The organism is Bradyrhizobium sp. 155, from assembly GCF_023101105.1.
Lineage (GTDB): Bacteria > Pseudomonadota > Alphaproteobacteria > Rhizobiales > Xanthobacteraceae > Bradyrhizobium > Bradyrhizobium canariense_D.
On record NZ_CP064704.1, the window covers coordinates 6,689,402 to 6,707,815 of the forward strand.

19 protein-coding genes and 3 pseudogenes are annotated in these 18,414 nt (G+C 56.8%); 10 read left to right on the top strand and 12 right to left on the bottom strand.

Going from position 1 to position 18,414, the window contains the following annotated elements; all coding sequences use genetic code 11:
* The first annotated feature begins 101 nt into the window (after nucleotides 1-101).
* Entirely contained in the window at nucleotides 102-1,256 is a 1,155-nt protein-coding gene (locus tag IVA93_RS32040) for a patatin-like phospholipase family protein (protein ID WP_247789435.1), read from the top strand.
* 79 nt (nucleotides 1,257-1,335) lie between these two features.
* On the opposite strand, the gene IVA93_RS32045 is transcribed toward IVA93_RS32040, so the two are convergent.
* A complete protein-coding gene (locus IVA93_RS32045; RefSeq protein WP_247789437.1) occupies nucleotides 1,336-2,379 on the bottom strand; it encodes a hypothetical protein in 1,044 nt (347 codons plus the stop codon).
* 931 nt (nucleotides 2,380-3,310) lie between these two features.
* On the opposite strand from IVA93_RS32045, the gene IVA93_RS32050 reads away from it, so the two are divergent.
* Nucleotides 3,311-3,748 (top strand): hypothetical protein, encoded by a 438-nt coding sequence (locus IVA93_RS32050; RefSeq protein ID WP_247789438.1) that lies wholly within the window; start codon nucleotides 3,311-3,313, stop codon nucleotides 3,746-3,748.
* A gap of 822 nt (nucleotides 3,749-4,570) precedes the next feature.
* On the top strand, nucleotides 4,571-4,942 hold the full coding sequence (locus IVA93_RS32055) for a hypothetical protein (RefSeq protein ID WP_247789440.1): 372 nt from the start codon (nucleotides 4,571-4,573) through the stop codon (nucleotides 4,940-4,942).
* Between the two features lie 9 nt (nucleotides 4,943-4,951).
* Here IVA93_RS32055 and IVA93_RS32060 read toward each other — a convergent pair whose 3' ends face one another.
* Complete coding sequence (locus IVA93_RS32060; protein ID WP_247406451.1) at nucleotides 4,952-5,293, bottom strand: DUF6876 family protein; 342 nt, start codon at nucleotides 5,291-5,293, stop codon at nucleotides 4,952-4,954.
* 502 nt (nucleotides 5,294-5,795) lie between these two features.
* Between IVA93_RS32060 and IVA93_RS32065 the strand changes: the two genes are divergently transcribed.
* Nucleotides 5,796-6,974: a hypothetical protein gene (locus tag IVA93_RS32065; protein ID WP_247789441.1), complete on the top strand. Its 1,179-nt coding sequence runs from the start codon at nucleotides 5,796-5,798 to the stop codon at nucleotides 6,972-6,974.
* Between the two features lie 5 nt (nucleotides 6,975-6,979).
* Nucleotides 6,980-7,612: a hypothetical protein gene (locus IVA93_RS32070; protein WP_247789443.1), complete on the top strand. Its 633-nt coding sequence runs from the start codon at nucleotides 6,980-6,982 to the stop codon at nucleotides 7,610-7,612.
* 187 nt (nucleotides 7,613-7,799) lie between these two features.
* Here IVA93_RS32070 and IVA93_RS32075 read toward each other — a convergent pair whose 3' ends face one another.
* Both IVA93_RS32075 and IVA93_RS32080 read right to left on the bottom strand, forming a co-directional pair.
* Nucleotides 7,800-8,054: a hypothetical protein gene (locus tag IVA93_RS32075; RefSeq protein ID WP_247789445.1), complete on the bottom strand. Its 255-nt coding sequence runs from the start codon at nucleotides 8,052-8,054 to the stop codon at nucleotides 7,800-7,802.
* 135 nt (nucleotides 8,055-8,189) lie between these two features.
* The gene (locus IVA93_RS32080; protein WP_247789446.1) at nucleotides 8,190-8,828 is read right to left on the bottom strand and encodes a DUF4238 domain-containing protein; all 639 of its coding nucleotides are present in this window, start codon (nucleotides 8,826-8,828) and stop codon (nucleotides 8,190-8,192) included.
* Between the two features lie 317 nt (nucleotides 8,829-9,145).
* On the opposite strand from IVA93_RS32080, the gene IVA93_RS32085 reads away from it, so the two are divergent.
* Together IVA93_RS32085 and IVA93_RS32090 are read left to right on the top strand one after the other, a co-directional pair.
* On the top strand, nucleotides 9,146-10,654 hold the full coding sequence (locus tag IVA93_RS32085) for a hypothetical protein (RefSeq protein WP_247406444.1): 1,509 nt from the start codon (nucleotides 9,146-9,148) through the stop codon (nucleotides 10,652-10,654).
* Between the two features lie 103 nt (nucleotides 10,655-10,757).
* A complete protein-coding gene (locus tag IVA93_RS32090; protein WP_247789447.1) occupies nucleotides 10,758-11,408 on the top strand; it encodes a hypothetical protein in 651 nt (216 codons plus the stop codon).
* Here the strand turns inward: IVA93_RS32090 and IVA93_RS32095 are convergent.
* Nucleotides 11,377-11,565, bottom strand: a pseudogene (locus IVA93_RS32095) (ISL3 family transposase); the annotation flags it as partial. The gene IVA93_RS32090 and the pseudogene IVA93_RS32095 sit on opposite strands and share 32 nt — an antisense overlap.
* Here IVA93_RS32095 and IVA93_RS32100 point away from each other — a divergent pair.
* Nucleotides 11,566-11,871 (top strand): annotated as a pseudogene (locus tag IVA93_RS32100) (zinc-binding dehydrogenase); the annotation flags it as partial.
* Nucleotides 11,872-12,148: 277 nt separating this feature from the next.
* Here the strand turns inward: IVA93_RS32100 and IVA93_RS32105 are convergent.
* From IVA93_RS32105 to IVA93_RS32130, 6 genes are read right to left on the bottom strand one after another with little or no spacing between them, the layout of a single operon-like run.
* Complete coding sequence (locus IVA93_RS32105; RefSeq protein WP_247789449.1) at nucleotides 12,149-12,685, bottom strand: hypothetical protein; 537 nt, start codon at nucleotides 12,683-12,685, stop codon at nucleotides 12,149-12,151.
* Nucleotides 12,686-12,688: 3 nt separating this feature from the next.
* Entirely contained in the window at nucleotides 12,689-13,045 is a 357-nt protein-coding gene (locus IVA93_RS32110) for a ubiquitination-like system serine protease family protein (RefSeq protein ID WP_247789451.1), read from the bottom strand.
* Nucleotides 13,042-14,421, bottom strand: coding sequence for a ThiF family adenylyltransferase (locus IVA93_RS32115; protein ID WP_247406431.1), 1,380 nt, complete (start codon nucleotides 14,419-14,421; stop codon nucleotides 13,042-13,044). The genes IVA93_RS32110 and IVA93_RS32115 overlap by 4 nt, the downstream gene beginning before the upstream one ends.
* A complete protein-coding gene (locus IVA93_RS32120) occupies nucleotides 14,421-14,816 on the bottom strand; it encodes an E2/UBC family protein (RefSeq protein ID WP_247406430.1) in 396 nt (131 codons plus the stop codon). Before IVA93_RS32120 ends, IVA93_RS32115 begins: the two co-directional genes overlap by 1 nt.
* A complete protein-coding gene (locus IVA93_RS32125) occupies nucleotides 14,803-15,099 on the bottom strand; it encodes a hypothetical protein (protein ID WP_247406427.1) in 297 nt (98 codons plus the stop codon). Before IVA93_RS32125 ends, IVA93_RS32120 begins: the two co-directional genes overlap by 14 nt.
* 18 nt (nucleotides 15,100-15,117) lie before the next feature.
* Nucleotides 15,118-15,360, bottom strand: coding sequence for a DUF2188 domain-containing protein (locus tag IVA93_RS32130; protein WP_247406424.1), 243 nt, complete (start codon nucleotides 15,358-15,360; stop codon nucleotides 15,118-15,120).
* On the opposite strand from IVA93_RS32130, the gene IVA93_RS32135 reads away from it, so the two are divergent.
* Both IVA93_RS32135 and IVA93_RS32140 read left to right on the top strand, forming a co-directional pair.
* A complete protein-coding gene (locus tag IVA93_RS32135) occupies nucleotides 15,353-15,829 on the top strand; it encodes a helix-turn-helix domain-containing protein (RefSeq protein ID WP_247789453.1) in 477 nt (158 codons plus the stop codon). The two genes, IVA93_RS32130 and IVA93_RS32135, sit on opposite strands and share 8 nt — an antisense overlap.
* A complete protein-coding gene (locus tag IVA93_RS32140; RefSeq protein ID WP_247789454.1) occupies nucleotides 15,826-16,719 on the top strand; it encodes an ImmA/IrrE family metallo-endopeptidase in 894 nt (297 codons plus the stop codon). Before IVA93_RS32135 ends, IVA93_RS32140 begins: the two co-directional genes overlap by 4 nt.
* A 525-nt stretch (nucleotides 16,720-17,244) precedes the next feature.
* Here the strand turns inward: IVA93_RS32140 and IVA93_RS41050 are convergent.
* A pseudogene (locus tag IVA93_RS41050) lies at nucleotides 17,245-18,153 on the bottom strand (DUF6538 domain-containing protein); the annotation flags it as partial.
* Between the last annotated feature and the right edge of the window lie 261 nt (nucleotides 18,154-18,414).

An 18,414-nucleotide genomic window follows, 5' to 3' on the forward strand; every position in this document is an offset into this window, starting at 1 on the left:
CGCGACGACATCGAAGAGGTCGAAAGCAAGATCACTACCATCAGAGCAAACCTTTTCATCCGGTCGTCGCCTCGTTAAACAACGCAAGATTGGAGCATCAAATGTCATTAGACGAATTCATTGACAAGCGACCCGCTCAGCCTGAAGACGGAATCGGCCTTGCGCTTTCGGGTGGAGGGTATCGCGCTATGGTCTTCCACGTTGGTGGATTGATCCGCCTCAATGAGCTTGGACTTCTGCGCAAGGTCAAGCGGATATCCAGCGTCTCGGGCGGATCGATCACCGCCGGCGTACTCGGAACGAGCTGGAAGGATCTGCAATTTGCCGATGACGTCGCCGTAAACTTTGAACTCGTCATTGAACGGATCAGGCAACTCGCAGACACTACAGTTGATGCTGGCGCAATCATCGGCGGCATCTTTCTCCCGGGCTCGATCAGCGACAGGGTTGCCAAGGCGTACGACAAGGTACTCTTCAAGGGCGCGAGGCTGAATGATCTGCCAGACGATTCTCAGCCAGGGAACCCCCGTTTTGTCATCAACGCCACAAACATTCAAACGGCTGCGCTTTGGCGTTTCTCTCGAAACTACATGGGCGACTACCGCGTCGGCTTGGTCGAACGGCCCAACATCCTTCTAGCCGTCGCAGTTGCAGCATCTTCTGCGTTTCCGCCGGTGCTTTCTCCCTCCGAACTCGACATCGAGCAGCCAGTTATCAACACGCCTGGAGCAGATCTGCACAAGGAGCCTTACACCGAAAAGGCAATCCTGAGCGACGGTGGCGTGTACGACAATTTAGGGCTTGAGACGATAACGAAGCGCTACGTCACACTTCTGGTCAGCGACGCCGGTCAAAAGATTGCCCCAGATCCAGATCCTCATCGCGACTGGGCGAGACATTCGCTGCGAGTCCTGGATACCGTGGACAATCAAGTCAGGAGTTTGCGCAAGCGTCACCTCATAGATTCCTTTGAGCGCAAGGATCATAACGGCACCTATTGGGGTATCCGCACATCTTTCGCAGACTATAAGTTGGCGGACGATCCTCTGAAATGCCTGGGAAGAAATCCGGTACCGCTCGCCGAAATTCAGACCCGGCTCGAGGCTATGCCTCGCAACGTCCAAGATCGTCTCATGAACTGGGGGTACGCCATTTGCGACGCCGCACTACGTGCTCACATTGACGAAGCCCTGCAGGCCAAATTGGGCGTGAAAATCGGCCTGCCAACAAAATTTCCCTTCGATGGAGGCTATTGAGGATCGCGCGACAGGTACTCCGTCGCCCTGCGAGAGAGGCCTTGGTACAATCGACTCATTCGGCGGACGCTTGAGCAACCTACTCTTTGAGGATAGTCACTGGCGGCACCGTCTTCGGCAAATCACCTTCTTGCGTGGCCGCCTGCACGGTCTGGAGCACGAGATCCAAAGTCTGGAGCGACCGTTCCTCAGTAGGAGATCCGAAGTTGGGTCGAGGAACGTACCAAGTTGTTCCATTGTGCCGAATGTTGACGGCAGCGCCTGCCAATGGCTCACCGTGCATCACGACGAAAAGAGGCACATCGACGAAAACCCGAGTCGGTCCAATAGACCGTCCATATAGAACCAGGGGTGTAAAGGGCTCGTCGATATAGTTTTGAGCCGCAATCAACTCTCCCAGGTAGCCAATCATCTCAAGAGGCGACCGTTCCTTCGCAAGAAGACACTGCGGAGCAGGTCTTTCGCTGCAAACTGGATAGTTGGTGAGCCTGACCTCCTCTAGAAAGAGTCTGAACCGAGTGTAGTGACAATAGTTGACCGCCGTATTGTAGTATATTCCACGATCATTGCTAAACTCGCCAATGCGAGCGCTTACGTCGACAAAATGTGAGTTACAGCGTGATGTAAATTCCGCAATTTGCTCGCTCATCCTTTCGCAGCGTGACGCTGCGCCGGTAGTTGTTGGCGCGAGGCATTGGCTTCTGCGTCTAGCATCAACAGCTCTGAGGATCTGTTCTGTCGGTTTAAACTCTTGGAAATAGACGAGGTCCAATAGCTGGCGGGGCCATCCCGTACTTTCGCGAAAGGCTGCCGTTATTTCTTTTCTAACAGGCGCTCTCATGGCCAACATAAACTTCTGGGCATTCAGATTTCCGAGGGAAAACTGACTGTAACCAGCGCCGGCACTAGCCGAGGGATTGAGAGAGTACGTTTGCAAGCCAGCGAGAGATGTGAAGTTCAACGTGCTAGCAAGACTGCCCGATATCGGTGGGCTGGCGGCAAGTTGACCGACTGACGTAAAGGATTTTGGATAGTGCTGGCTTGCTCTGACAGCATTTAAAAGGAGGAGTTGATTGGCCGTATCCGCGATTGCGTTGTCGTACGTTAATACGTTGTAGCCCATCTGCACTTCGGCGCAGCCACCTAAAAAGCAAGATGCAAGTGCGACATACAGAGATCGAATTGCGACTCCACTCACATTCCGGACCAAGCTGAGCATTGTAAGCCTTCAGCGTTCGATTCTAAATGAAGACGGTTCACAACAGTGAGCGCCGATGAGGGAGACTCAAGCCAAATCGATGATTGGCTGTTCGGTTAACCGCAATGTGAGAAGGCTGCGTGGCCGAAGGTCATCCATCGAGAACGAAATTCTTGGAGACGAACAGGAATGTAGTATTGGTTCACGACCTGAGAATTCATACCCAGCGGCACACGCTTTCCAAAATAGCTGTTGCCATATCGTGCGCCCTCTATTGAATTATAAGCTCATACAGGCCAGGGGCGCAACTGGTGGTTTAGTCCAAATGCACCGGCTTCGGGTCAGGCAATTGATCGGAGCGTCGGCGCCAATAGTAGTAGGCACGCAACTTGCGGAAGTTCGCGTTCAGCGATCTGCAGCGTCCCGCATGTCTAGACCGGTGACGTGGCCGGGCCTATCCGGTGGGATGTGCCTAAACGTCTCCACGAAAGCAGGCCCCATCTTGGGCGAGATGAAGAACCGAACATTGGGGCTTGCGGTGACCGAAAGCCAGCTTCGCCAGAATTTGTTGTAGGAAATGCCAGACGATGCGTTCAGGCTCAGTCTCCGCCTTGAATCTTCTCGCGGATACGCAATGCGATACCCTGGCGAGGGGAATGCCTTGAAGATTTTCGTGACGTCCAGACAGGCCTCATCGAGCGACAGAGGTTCGACGAACTTTTGTGTACTCGGCGAAGATCTCTCGCGTATTGCCGGCTGATCGCCCTGTACACCTCGAAGCGCGGCCTAACGAAGACCAGGTCAGTGACATGGTCACTTCACGGTCACCGAGGGCATTGCAGAGCGAACCCCAAATTTGCGGGCGTCGATCGCGGCCGCCTCGCCCCCCGCTCCGCCGAGCCGCTCACCGCGTTCGGATTGTCGTGGATTATTCGGCGGGTACGCGAAGCGCACGGCGCAAAGCGTCAGTCTTGCGCAATTGCGTGACACCGCAGCTCATTTTCACGCGCGCTATCAGGACAAAACACGATTTGCAAACTTAATGCATGGGGAAAAAGACCCTGCGCCTCTCGGCGTTGCTGGGAGACCCGTTCGAAGAACTCACCAGCGAAGACAAGTTGTTTCTTCTTGTCTTGTCGTCTTCCGATACCGTGACAATATTTTTCACGGCAACAAGGGCGTCGAGTCGTGGCTGCTCTACCGCGAGCAAATTCGACATTGTATTGAGTCCATGCAAGTCTTGATCTCTCATGCCGAGCAGACCAACCCAACCATGAACGACGAGGCGGCGTAAGAGTGTGCTTCAGAGCGCCTCATTGAGCAAAGAGGCTCGCTTATCAGCGCTAGGTGGCGGCGCAGCCTCAATTGTCTTCGCTCTTTGCCTCGTTCCTCCTGGACACTTGGGTCGCGCCGGCGCTAGGACGAGGCCGCTGCCCTGCCGACCACCATGGCGAGGAGGCTCAGAACGCTTCCGATGTCGCTGGGCTTCTACGATCTCGCGGTCAAGGCGCTAGAGCGCGAGAGCGCGCTTCCGTTTGGCTCGATAATCGCTCTAGGCTTCGCCCGTACATAGGATTCACATCGTTGGCTTGCCGCCGCACATAGCCAGCCCCCAACGGGCTCCGCCCTTCAAGCTAGCCAAGCAGTGGAGATTAAGCGGACACAGCCGAAAGGCATCGGCAAAAGCTGACAGTGTCAAAGCTGATAGCAGGAGTGGGCTCCGGTGAATCCCGACCCACAGACGCTGCGCAATGACGGATTTGTTGCGCAGTAGTCCCGCCAGATGAAGCGGCGCGTAAAGGTCGACCGGCTGACCCCGGCCTTCCCGTAACAGGGTGCGCTTATCCGAAGACTGACCGACGGCGTGGCTCCGGTTTTCGAGCGCGGCCTTCAATCAGCAGCTTCGCCCTCGCAGGCGAAGCTGTGCCTCTTCGAGGCACAGAAACCTCCCTCCGACGTCCACCAATTTTCGATACTAAAGAGACGAGCAACGCAACCGCTTCGCTTAATCGCTCGATCAATTCCTATCCCAACCGCGAAGAATTCATCCGAGCCGTACGCTCTTATATCTGCATATCGAGAACTTCATCGAGCGCAATGATCCAGGAACACCCACATGATTATCGGAGACGGCGCCCACAAATTAGAGAGGCGCATCAACGCGACCATGAACGGCACCACCCTGACCGCGAAAGAATTTAACTTCCTTGAGGCTATACTACATAGGATCGAACGATATCGGGACCAAGCCTTCATCACCGACGCTCAAGCCAGTTGGCTTTACACGATCCTCACGCGGGACGAGTCAGACGCAAGCCGCTCCAACTTTCGTCCACCAAAACCTGGCCGCTCGTCTTACGCTCAAACCTTTCGCGGTAACCTTCGCCGAGTTTCCAGCGCTGCCTCCGCTTCGTTAGCTCACGTCAAGTGTGAGGAAGACGAGAGACCCCAGGGGTTCGATATCACCGAGGCGCTTGTTCGAGAATAACGACCCACCTCACCAGGAACCCGTCCAAACACCATTTCCTCCGACGCTCCGCAGGCAGATCTGCCTGAATGCGATCTCCTTTGTGAAGACCGCGGCATCATTCCCGTCTTCGCACAACAGGATCGCTCGACTCCCTGACACCTGCAGTTTCCACACCTGAAACGGCTGAGCCTTGACCAACGGGGTCCCGACCTGAGCGATCGCAATCTCGTCAAGCAACCAGTAAGCACCAACTTGATCGGCAACGTATCGCGCCCCTTGCGTGAAGGTGATGCGCCGGTTGAGCGGGCGGCGGTACCATTCCTCCGAACCGTTGAAATCTTTCAAATTGGATAATCGTTGGTCAGTCATGTTGTGCAAACCGCAAGAGAGAATCCGTAAGGGGTGTGCGGGCGCAGGCGAAGCCGAGCCACGGCCCAAGGATTGTCTTTGCGGTGCGCCGAGGGGCAGCGCCCCTAAGCTTCAGCCGTTAGGCTTGGAAAGGAGGCACCCGCAGGAGCGTCAGCATAGCGCCGCCGCAGGCGGGACGCGGGACCGAGTGCAGCCGCGAGACCGGTTAAGAAGGCACCCGTCGTCCGGGGCAGTGATAGCGACGCCCGGACACGGCGGGCCCCTGATGCGAGTGCCTCCGGCGAACGGCTCAATATGCACTTCCGCGAGGGATCGTCACCGAATGGCCGGGACAAACGTTCCGCCTTCCGCGGCAACGGGTTGGCCCGGTGAGCGTCGGCGAATAGAGCCCGGTGCATCGGACGCGCCCAAGTCGACGATGGCGTAATGATGCGAACTCTACGGAAGACTCGACTTCTTTCAGGCCACTGCGCAATATCCATGCATTGGGTGGGTATTTGAAATGATAGATGATCTATCCGTTCCGACATCTGCGAATTTTTATTCGATCCGAAAGAAATTGTCAGACAAGGCCATCGAGAGCTTGTTCGTGTTGTTGCGCGCTAATCATGGTGTAACGGCACACAATGAATTCAAGCACACCCGACAGCGGCTCGATGGCACTCGATGGTCAGCCGTGTGCTTCAAGTATGATAGTCCACCTTCCTTCTTGGAAGAGCGCACTGCGATCAGAGAGAGCCTTTGCGGTCTTCTGCTGTTGGTCGAGTACCAGGGATACGTAGCGGTCCTCTCCTCTCGGCTGAGTCTCCCGATCTCATTCAAGACGGATCACTTTTCATCCGTCGAGACTACGCGCGTTGAGGGGGCAATTGCCAAGGCAGACGCGATCTTCCAGCGGATGACCATGCGCAACATGTCGATCTCGCCTTACGCAATGCGGACCAAGACTCTCGAAGCTCAGGATCTTGCCAACGTCGTTGGACCGGCAGGTAGTCGCAGATATGCACCGCGAACCTATAGCGTTATCGCAGATGGCAATCAAAGCACCGCGACACCCAGCACAGGACGCATTGGCATTCGTTCTGCACGGGCCGATCTTCCCGGTTTCATCGCGTTCGCCAAGGGCGTAATCGATGAACTTCGGGTGGATAACGCGGACATTTCACCATTCATCCGCTCGTTTGCTCGACCCGTGTCCTTAACGGAGGCCCTGCAACAGTCTGCGCCCATCACGTTGGCCATGGATACGAATAAGCTGACAGGAGCGCTGGCCAGCGAGCAAGCGACCATTCGGCTGGTTCGATTGGAAGAAGAAGATGCAGTCGAGCTAACCGCTGGTGCATTGACCGCCCTGATAGAGCAGCTCGAGCAGGTTTTGAACATAGAGGGCGACGACCGCGTCAGACTCGCCCGGATTCCTGGTATTGGTGATCAGGCGGCGTCGATCAGCTTGAACAAGAACCGCATCGCGCTTCGCTCTTTGTCTTTACCGCCGGCTTCTGACGTTTTTGTAGAGAGCCTGGACGCTCTTTTGGGTGAAGATAGTGAACGTAAGACGCTTCGCGAGTATCTCGACGAGATCGATGCGCTCATCGTTCTTTTTGATGATGTGCGTTGGCCTATATCGACGGTCAAGTCTTTCGAGATGAGACGCTGCTGGATGGCGGGGAATCGTTCTTAAGATACTTGACCACGGATGCATCTTTGGTGGGCGTTACCAGCGAGAAAGGCATCTTTACAGCAGCTCAGACCGGATTCGAGCCGACATCGAGTTTTGGCGCAATCGTCGATCATATCGCCGCCCGCGACGCGACCTTGCTATGTGATGATCTCGGCGATGAGTGGGCGGACTTCATTGGCATCACTGAAGACGGCGGCCTCACGCAAATATCTTTTTATCACGCAAAGCATGGTGTGTTGTCCCTCGGAGCCAGCCCTTTTCACGTTTCAGTCAACCAAGCGACCAAAAATTTGGGAAACATGATGTTTCCCGATGAACGGATGCAGGCAAAATTGGAATTGTGGGGTACTCTTTACAACGCGGCTGGTCAGGCGACACAAATACAAAGAACTATCCGGTCGGGCGAGATGGATCTCGCAGCTATACTGCGCCGAGCAAGAACAGCCGCCGACGCGCGCCGACGCGCCGTCATCGTGACGTCCTCATTGAGCAGGCAGGCAGTGGCGGATGCGTTCCTAGCCATTCAGAACGGTCAGAGGCCTGCGCCGTCTTTCGTCCAACTATATTGGTTGCTTCAGTCATTCTTCGGTGCATGCTCCGAAATCGGCGCAATAGGAATGGTTGTTTGCCAGCCGTAAATGCCGTCTTCAGCGGAGGGCGTTGCCAGAAAAACAGGCCTGCAATGGTCACCGCAAGACCCAAATAGGCGTTGCTGCTACCCCGGTCATAGTGAAGGCGAAGGTCAGTGTGACATCTCACAGTAGAGCCCGGTCAAGGCATGCGGACGCGCCCGACATTCACCAAGCTCCGCGAGGCACTTGTACGTTAAGCTGCGCCCATTCGACGACCGTGCTTGGCATTGGGGTTTTCAAGGCAAAACGTCCTTGCTAACGCGAAGTCTGCCTGTTGGCAGACCACGTAGCGAGAGGCAAACGATGTTTGCAGTGAATTGTAATAGTCCATGTTATCTTGGTTCGACGATACGGGTATGCCTTCTGCCGCGTCACGCAAAAGAGAAGCTGCGGGCTGGTTCGTTGCGTGGAAGCGCTCCATCGATTCCTTCATTTGTCGTGCCGTCATTGTGCCCGCCATCACCCGGCCTAGTGCCTCGGTTTGCCGGAGTCGAGCGGCGCTTTCGTAGTCCGAACGAAGCGCGGAAAGAAGTGAGGGACACCAGGCGCAAAGTAGCAGATCAGAAGCCAAGGGCATGTAGATTTAGATGCCTGTGACGGCAAGGCCAAGGTTTCCATAGGGGCCGAACGTCTGCATATTGTTGAGGCACACCGGATTGTCCCCAAGATAAAAGCTGCGTCCGTCGGCGGGCGCCGCTAGCAGAAAATCCTTTGTGCCGATTATCTGCGCGAATTCGCCGATGCTGTTTCGTATGCTGAGGAGATGAGCGCGTTTGAGTGAGTTTTCCGTGGCGGGTTGCCAATCTTCCCAACCTCGCACGTCCTGCATCTTCCCACCGCTTTCCTCGACCTTCGCAACGATGAGTTCCTCTACTTGTTGCCACTGGTCTCGGTTTGCTTTGGTCCTCAACAATTGGAATGCCATGAGAAAAGCAAGAGCAGCTTTTTCCTCCGGCGAATTGTCTAGGCGTCGTGTCTCCAGAATCTTCTTGTAGACGGGGAGCACTTGGTCTTCCGCAGCACAAGCAATCGGCTCGAAGGAAACCATCCAATCATCATCGAATAGGAAATCGTTGAAGCGGTTTTCTGCCATGACGTTTCGAATGGAAGTGACGAACGTCTTATCCGTTTGCTTGTCGTAAACAGCTACGCGCTCGCCGTCCGTATCGGCCAGAAACTGTCGCAAGATGAACTTGGGAACGTAGTGCTGATTCTGGGTCATCTCTGATATCTACCAGAGTCGCCGAACCGGAGTGCTGGCGAGTGGAGCCTGGTTGGTAAATGCCGGTGCGTGCCGCAAGTGAGCGCGATGAGCATCCAGCCAGGACGGAATAAGCAGACATCTAATGACGTCTTGGAAGACGGGGTTTTCGTCTGCACCGTCGTGCCGGACGACCGACTGAAAGCATCTCCGTGACATGATCTAAAGCGACCCTCTCACTTTTTGCCTTCTAAGCCATTGATTTTGTTGACTCCGGTATTGTCATTGAAAAGCGAGGCCCGACGAGGTAGTAATGTTAATAAATTAAGCAGTGTGACATGGACGATATAGCCAATGTTTTGATGGCTCACGGGCCGAGCCGGTCTTCGCTGATAGCAGAGCTTCTTCAGGAGCAGCACGGTTTAAATCCGGACGCTGCTCGTAAGCGGCTTTCGCGGATCGTGAAGCCGGTTGTCCGCTTTCCTATACCGCTGCTTCCGAAACGAGAAGCCTTCCTTTATCGGCTGGTGGATCGCAACACCGAGCGCTTCTGGACCAATTTTCTCCGCGATCTCCGCGAGACTAACTCAGTGTATGGGGCCGCGATCGACGGTATGCTGGCGCGCGGTGGCATCGTCCTGAAGGAGGATTTCCCTGTAATCAGCGGCGCGCCAGTTGCGCAGAAAGGTCAAGTGTCGGCAGATCGTGTTGCTTCCCAGCTGATAGATGCTGGCTTCATGACGTCCTTTGATCTGCCGGACAGCTGTTACGCTATCACTGGAGCTGGACCAACCGTTGGAACAACTACGCGGAGAGCAAGGGCACTCGCCGAGGGCGTTCTTCTCGATGCGCTTAGGGAATGGACGCGAAAGACCGGCTTCGCAAGTTATAACTCGATCGCCATCAGAGGCGATGCCAGGTCGCGCCAGGTCGGTCCGTTCGTGTGGGATCTGACGGGTCCCAGCTATATACTTCCGTTACGTAATGGGGATGCGCAGCCTGGATTCCTGGTTGCCGACGTTTTCGCGGACGGTACGCTTGACGAATTTCATATCAAATATTTCATCCGGAAAGCCCGTATGTCGAAGGCTTCCCTCAAAGGGATGGGCATATTCCCTATCTTGCTAGCCGATTCGTTTACATCGACGGCACTGACCGAAGGCCACAAAGCCGGGATCGTCATGGTGACGCACGAAACTCTATTCGGTGTCCGGGTAGCAGAATCGATGCGCAATCTGCTCAAAACTTTGAACAATGCAGCTGCAATGGTGTCCGGTTATCCGGAACGTCTCGAAGAGTATATTCGCGAACTGTCCTCGATTGAAGGCAAAGCGGGTAATCTTCGTGGGATATTGTTTCATCTTCTGTCAGCACACTTGCTGCGGAGATCAACAGTCTCGATCGATATCGGCAAGAACGCCTTCGACGAAAAAACGGGTAAGCACGCCGATATCGATATTATTGGCGTGACTGAACAATCGGCCGGTTGCGTGCTTATCGAATGCAAAGGAAAGCAGCCGGGCGGCATCGTAGAGGTCGACGAAGTTCAGGACTGGCTGCGGCGCATCCCAATATTCAATGCGTATATCCAGAGCCAGCCAACGCTTCGCGAGGCGGATAGACGTTTCGAACTCTGGACGTCCGGCATTTTCAGCGCCGACGCTCTGGCGCTTCTTGCCAACGAGAAAATACAGCGCACGCGGCTGCCAATCGATTGGAAAGATGGTCAAGCCGTTCTGGCGCTTGCGCGGGCGGGCAAGCAGAAACTCATCAACGATACGCTGTTCGAGCACTTCTTGCGCCATCCTCTGGCCGAGGCTGCTTCTGTGCTAGAGACAGCCGCCTGAAGCTGCGTTGCGATTTTAAGCTGAGGCGATGGCTCAATCGTGCCGGAAAGTTTAACCTGCCACGTCTGACGGTTTTTCGGTTCGGCCGGCATGGAGCGGACGAGTGTATTTTGCACAAAGCACGATCGACGAGTTTTATGTCGAGCTTGCCGACACGACCGCAAAGCGGATCGCTGTCCTTGAAGCGCTGTTGTCGCAATCCTATCAAGTTCCGCGTGCTCAAGAATTCGCGGCCCATGGTGTCTCGCGTCGCCTCAGAACCATGGAGCTATGCCTAAAGAACGTCTTCGCCATTCTTCCGCCGGAAGTCGAGGATGAGCCGTCGATGAACGAGTTGGTCGATGCAGTCATTCAAATCCAAGCGTTCATTTTCAATGCCTTCGCTTGCGTGGACAACATCGCTTGGATTTGGGTCTGCGAACAAAAATTGACGACCGACAAAGGAGAGGCTATCGCCGCAACGCACATCGGGTTATCGAAAAATTGTCGAATAATCCGGCGTTCCTTGCCGACCGAGTTCCGAGAACATCTCGTGTCGCTCAATCCATGGTTCGCACAACTCGAAGATTTTCGTCACGCGCTCGCACATTGCATTCCGCTTTATATTCCTCCTTCGGCCGTCCTGATAAAGGACGCGGCAAAATACGAACTTTTGGAAAAGAAAATCGCGAAGGCGTTGCGGCGCGGAAGGCGTGATAAGGCAGAGCAGCTTGCAGCCGAACAGCCTGTCGTCTGCGGGTCGCCCACTCGCTGACGACGCGGAGCGAGCCGCGGAAGCCGCGCGCTGCTAGGCGGCGCCAGAGTTCAGCCCCGCTTCGAAGTCGGACACCCCATTGGTTATCGAGACATGGCAAATGCAGATCCAACGAACTTTGCCAGGTTCGAAAGACATCGGTACGTTCGCCGCGGATCTGCGAGAACTCGGTGCCGATGAACTCATCGACTACAAGAGGACTAGCCCCGAAGAAGCCATGCGCGATTTCGATCTGGTGCTCGATGCCTTGGGCGGGCCTACCGCAGGCCGGTTCTTTCGTACGCTCAAGCGTGGCGGCGCACTATTCCCAGTTTTTCCATTGGGCTTCTCGGGCCACGGGGAGGCAGAGAAGATCAGCGTGGCGGTATCCGCGACGCAGGTGCGCTCCAATGGCAGGCAACTCGCCGAACTTGGACGCCTGCTCGACAACGGAGCTATCCGTGCCGTCATTGACAGCACGTTTCGACGTCACCATTAGTGACGCGGTTTTTGATTTCGTGGTTTCAGGGACACCGCTGACAATTCCGCGCTTGGTGATTGGCAAGCCAGACGATAGCGGGGCGGCGGTCCCTGCGATGTCAGCGGTGTCTTAAACGAGCGTTCAAGGCGGAGGACAGCAAAACGGAGAGCAGTGGGCGAAGCGAATTAACTCTGAACCATGGCAGCCGGACCTAATGCGAGTGCTTCCGGCGAGCGGGTCGGAAATTTGCCGATGCGCCCGACTATCACTTCAGAAGATCCTAGAATCGCTTTCGAACTGGCGTTTCGATTTCCTGGGGCGCTCTGCAGACGAACTCATGCGCTTGTGCGCGATCGGTTCCTGCAAGTTCAACGTACCTTGCCGCAGCTTCCACGCTGAAGCTCCCTTCGAACGGCCAGCGTGGTCCGATGGCTGTCCAGATGACGGCGTCTGCGTCCCTCGTCTTGCCCCACTTAGCAATTTCGTGTGCGGTCGCTTTGTGTCGCTCAAGCGCGGTGCCGCTGAAACTTCCATTATTGATATCGACGTAACCAATGCCCTTCGCAGATGGCGCACCTTCACGAACACGGAGGTTCTCGATTGCATCCTCAAGTGTTCCGCAGGCGCTGCGAACAAACCGAGACTTTACCGGGACGCCGTTAGTTTCGTCGATGACGAGTGTCAGGCGCTTGTTGTTTGAGATGCGCGAGAATTCGACTGGCAGTGTCGGGCCATCGAGCGACCAGTCACCGACAGTTTTCAGTTTATCCGGACGCCAGATAAGGGAGCCCCATCCAAGGATCAAGATTTGAGCCATTTGCTACACCCAGATGATCTTTCCGTCCCTGATCCAGAAGTGAGCGCCGCATCTTTCTGCAGGCACCCAAAGTGACGGATGGAAACTCGGCTTTCCGTTTACAACAGAGAACTGCCAGACGGGATTGCGTGATCGCATTAGGTTCACGTCGATTGTGTCGCCGCATCCGCATGGACATTGCAGGATCGCCCATTTCGCGGGATCGCCCACGATGTAAAGCGCAAGCCCCAGCCTCTCTGGAAGCTCGGAGCGGCTGCGGACCTGGACAATCGTCGCTATCTCGTGGCGTCGTCGAGACCAGGGCCGCAGGCTCCAGAGATAGAGCCAGAAACTCCACAGCCGAGTAATCAGGTTTTTCATTCGGTGCGCCAGGTCGTGTCCAGGAAGGGACGAACATCGCCCCGGCCCCAATGATAGCTGTCCACGCAAAAGCAATCATGCCGCGATGCAAGGTTGTTTGTGCGTATCCGGGCTTCATCGATGAGGTAGATGACCTCGGTGCTTTCGCGATCCGGGCCCATGAAACCGGTCAAGCGATGCAGAACTTCGGTCACAGCACCGGCAGCGATCGTGGTGGTGAATGCGACGACCGCTGGTGCCGGATCACCCAGTTCGGGCAGGTAACCTTCATCTTCCAGCGCTTTTGCGCCTTCGGGATCCGTCTCGCGCTTCGCCTGTGCCGCCACGCGTTCAGCAGAGATGCGGCCACGGCAATGCAAGCAGGCCGCTCCGTTCATCAGAGTGGTGACACGGCCCTGAATAGAGCGAATGACGCCGTCTTCTGAATCGATCTTCACCCCCATGTCGAAGACCGGAACGTAGTAGTAGATCGCGAAGGAATTCAGCAAAGAGCGCCCGAGCTCGTCGTCGGTGCAGCCCATGACGATGTCGCATTCGCGGAATCTCTTCAGCGCAGACTGGTACGAGACCGGCTTGTCGATCAGCTCGATCTTGGTTCCCAGACCAATATCTGCGGTCAGCCGCTGCGCGATCTTGATCTTAGCGAGGGTGTCGTCAACGACGCGAGACCCGTAAACGCGGTTGACGTTCGATGACTCGAACATCTCGCCATCGGAAATCATGATCGTTCCGACGCCGAGCCGGATGAGCTGTTCGAGGACGCATGAGCCGGTGCCGCCAACTCCAACGATGCCGACGCGCAGGCGCGACAGAAGCCGCTGGATGTCCGGGCCGAATGCCCGGACCTGGCGGTCGAAGAAGGATAGCACTTCCACTGTCCCGGATTTCGGGAACCAAAACCGGGCGCGCCGTCCAATGATGCGGATACGCTCGATAGCTGCGGTCGATCCATCCGGCAGCCACACGCGGGCGCTCGAGAAGCCCTGACGGGTCAGCACCAGTGAGCCGTGAACACCTTGCGTCCGGATGCGGGTGTAAGCGGTCCTGAATAGCTTTTTTTCCTCGATGTCGTCCTGGCCGGAATGGTCGGCATGGCCGTTGGGGTGCGAGTGGACGAAGAGCAGGCAGGACTTCTCGTCGTTCGCGCGCTTCATCGCGCTTGTATAGGCGCGGGGTGCAATCTTCATGTGCACGGGCGACTGCTCGATGATGTCATCGCCGGTCACCAGGATGCACGCGCGCACGAGCAACCTGGTCTCGTTGTCGGTTTGGGAAATCCTGCAAATCAAAAACGCGGCCTGTTCGTCGGTGCTGGCCGCGATATGCGCCTCGAGCGCTTGGCAATCTTTTTCGAGAAAAGTGACCGAGTAGCGCATCAAAGGCCTTTCGCAAGCTCGGACTTGACCGTGGTCATGTAGCTACGGAGGTTGTCTACGCCGGGCCGCCATTTTCCATCGGCGATGTGCCGCGACCAGCGCTGCCAGTTCCGCTCGCCGTGCTGTTCATGCACGTCAGCCTTCAACGGAATGCCGCCGTTCGGTAAGAACACGTCCGGAAAAGTCCAGAACATGTCGAGTTTCGCGTTCGGGTAGCCACTCGGAACGATAATCAGCAGATCGGCGCTCTGCGGCTTGTAACGCGGCAGCGGGAAGTTCCGGATTACGATGTGAACCTGCTGGCCGACGCGTTCGATTGTATGGTCGTAGCCGGCGGCGGACAGAAAATCCCTGTCGGCTTCTGGCAACAACTCTTTGACATCAGTGACCGTCACGGCGCGCCCCCGGATTGAGCGAGGACTGGGCCGTATAGAAGTGATCGCCATTCTTCAGCACGACCTGCGTCGCATTGTTGGCGATCTGCTCGTCGTCACCCTGGCCGTGCGCTTCGCGCCACAGGTCGTAACCGGCAGCGACCTGACTCAGCAGGTACAGCGCCGAACCCGTCGTCGGGCTCGGCGACTTGTACTGCTTTTTGTCGATGTGGATGGTCACCTCGTCGTTGCCGCCACCATGACCCGGGTTGCCAGCGCCGTGTCCTTCATTTCCATTCGCCATTTCACCTTCTCCTGTTTGTTAGTGTTTTTTGTCGCGCGGCGGGAACGGGTCACGGCCCGGAGCAACAGTGTCCGAATCGCGCCACTTGCCGTCGCGACCCTGGATGCGCACTTCGCCGCCGCCGAGGCCACGGACCGTGGACTTGGCCTGCTGCTCGGCGCGGCTCTGCCTGTGGTGCACGCTCTCCGGTGCGGCGACGCCGCCCTTCTTCACGGCCCAATCATCGCCGTGCCGGACGACGAACCGATCGTTCTTGGACATCATCAACTCCATGTTTCAGGGCTTGCGCCTTGCGATTCCGCCATGGCATGATTGCCACGACCGCCATGAGGATGACTGGGATTGGCGGTTTCGTCAAGTTCCACATGTCGAAAATGCCATGCAAACCAACGAACCTATTGATATCTTTAAAGAACGCCTCAAGGCTGCCCGCGCCTTACGGGGGCTAAACCAGGCCGAACTGGCCGCACGAGCTGGCCTGCCGCCTGCCTCTGTGTCCCATTTTGAATCGGGTCCGCGAAAGCCATCCTTCGATAACCTGAAGGCGCTGGCGACCGCACTTGACGTCACGACGGACTACTTGTTGGGACGCGCCGACACGCCCGAAGCATCGGCAGCAACGGTCGGTCGTCTGCATCGCGATCTCGGGAAGCTCACCGAGCAGGACCTGAAGCTTGCGACTGAGTTCGTCGATCTCCTCGTGAGGCGGGGCGTCAAAGAAGGCGAATGACCCGGAAGCCCGGCCCCGCACGTCGCAGTCTGGCCGAAGCAGCGGCAAGTTCGGTGCTGCGGCAGATGACGATCGATGGCCTCTGGGTGGATCCCGAAGCAATCGCCGCCAGCAAGGGCATCGTCGTGAAAGCGAAGCCGGACACGGCCTCCGGCGTATCCGGCATGCTGATTAAAGCTGGCGACAATTTCGGCATCTTGTACGCGACGCACATCCCAAGCCGGGGCTTTCAGAGATTCAGCATCAGCCACGAGCTGGGGCACTACTGCATCGAAGGCCACCCCGAAGCGCTGCTCACGACCGGCGTGCATCAATCACACGCAGGATTCGTTTCAGGTGATCCATTCGAGCAGGAAGCGGATTACTTCGCTGCCGCGCTGCTGATGCCGGAACTTCCGTTCAAAAAGGCAATCGCGGATCACGATCCCGGCCTGGCCTGTGTCGAGTCTCTTTGCAAGGCGTGCGAAACATCGCTGACCGCCACAGCGATCCGCTATAGCGCGCTCACGTCGGACGGCATCGCCGTTCTATCCAGCACCGGAGATGCAATCGACTGGTGCTTCATGTCCAATGGGCTCAAACAGGCGAAAGGCCTGAGCTGGATCCGCAAGGATACGCCCGTGCCGGCGGGTACAGTCACGGCGCGATTCAATGCGAACCCCGACAACGTATCGTCAGGCCAGCGTGAATCGGACGAAGGACGTTTGAACGACTGGCTAGGCGGAGATCGCATTTACCGTGTGACAGAAGAAGTGGTCGGCCTCGGCCAGTATGGCCGGACACTCACGATCCTTACCTGCAAAAACCTGAGTTTGCGGGCTGAAGCGGAAGAGCCGGAAGATGACGAAGACGCTCTTATCGAAAGCTGGACACCACGCTTCAGGCGGTGACGAATTGGGTGGATCTACGTTTGGGTCCTTCACAACCTCACGCACGAAAGCATTGACCTTATTTCGCGCGGTCTTCACCGCCTTGCGGACGCCAAGGTCGCCGGCTTTGGGGTCTATGAAGAGATAGCCGCTCTTTGAGTTCTCGTAGAACTCCAGAAAGCCCTCCTCAATGATTTGCCGGTGCAGTACGACGTCTCTGGCTTCGTCCGTCTTCACGGGGCCGGCTTCGGGCGTCACGTGCACGACCCAGTGCTTTCCCTCGCGTCGAACGTCCTCCTTGCGAAGTTGAAGCATTTCGCCAACCCGCGCCCCAGTGAAGGCGCACAACCATGGCACCCACCGTTTGGCTGCCGCCAGCTTCGGCGCCTCCCTGCCCGCCGCAAAACTCCGGGCGTGTTTGAGAATGGCGGATGCCTCCTGGTCGTAGAAGCCCTTCGACCTGAGCTTGCGTGACTTTCCGATCTTGATGGTGAGCCCTTCGGCAGGATTGCTGGCCATCCGTCGATTCATGGCTGCCCAGCCGAAAACCGTCTTTAGCCCCGCGAGGTCACTATCCTTGACCGTCTTCGCGCTGGCGCCGCCTTGAAGCCTGTGATCCTTGTACCGAACAATGTCCTGCGGCGTCACGCGGCTCGCTTGGTCATGCTTCAGGAACCCCACAAGCTTCGCCACAGTGTTGCGGTAGCTCTCGTAGGTGCTCTGCTTGCGACCAGCAGCCTTCGCCTCCTTCCACCAATGCTCGACCAGTGCCGATAGTGAATCTTCTAAGGCGGCGCTGTTGACATCATTCTTCGCCTGCTCCGCCCGTGCCGGCCATTGCGGGAACCGAATCACCTGAGGTCTAGGCGACTCTTCGCCTTCCCCTCTTGCAAGCTTCGCCAAACTCAGACTTGCACGCTGAATGGCCGCGCCTAGCGCACTCGCCATGGTTCGGCGGTTCTGATCGTCGACGATAATCCCGTTGCTCGTCAGATAGCCGTTTGCAGCGTCCACACACGCTTGCTCCATCCGGAAGATCTTGTCCTCGGGCAGCTCCGGGGCACCGTCTAACGCCCGTTGGCTCGCAGCCAGGAGCTCTTCCCTGGCCTGTGGGGGGCCAAATAGGCGTGCCCCTGCAACGGTATCCCAGTTGGTCTGCTGGCTTGGGTTATCCCTGTACTGCTCCAGCCATCGCTCATAGGCGACCATGGCAAGACGATGCGCTTCCCGCTCGGTCAGAGGCACCGGGCCAGCGCGCAAATTCGCCCAGCGAGCTTCGAGTTCGGCAAGCGCTTTCGCATGCCGCACCTTTGCCTCAGAAGGATCGCGCGTCTGAAGGCTTACCTTTTCCTCGCGCTTGCCAAGAAGCTTACGCAGATCCTCCGGAACGGCTTTCCGGAGCTGATAGATTCCAGTTTTGGGATGCTTCCACGGACGCGACATAGCCAACGGCATTGTACCACCCTTCTGTACCACTGAGGAGCGGGTAAGCCGTTGAATTTGCTAATCTGCTTTGGATTTCACGCTCTTAGGAGAGCGATGGTGCCCAGGAAAGGACTCTGACCTCCAAGTCATCGACCGGACACCACTCCGGTCGAATCGCGCCAGTCACGGCGGTCCGCGCCATGCCTGGCGCACCAAAAAAAGCCCGGCCTCCTCCGGAGGCCAGGCGAAAGTCACGCAGGAACGACGCTGCTTTACGCATCGCACCAGCTT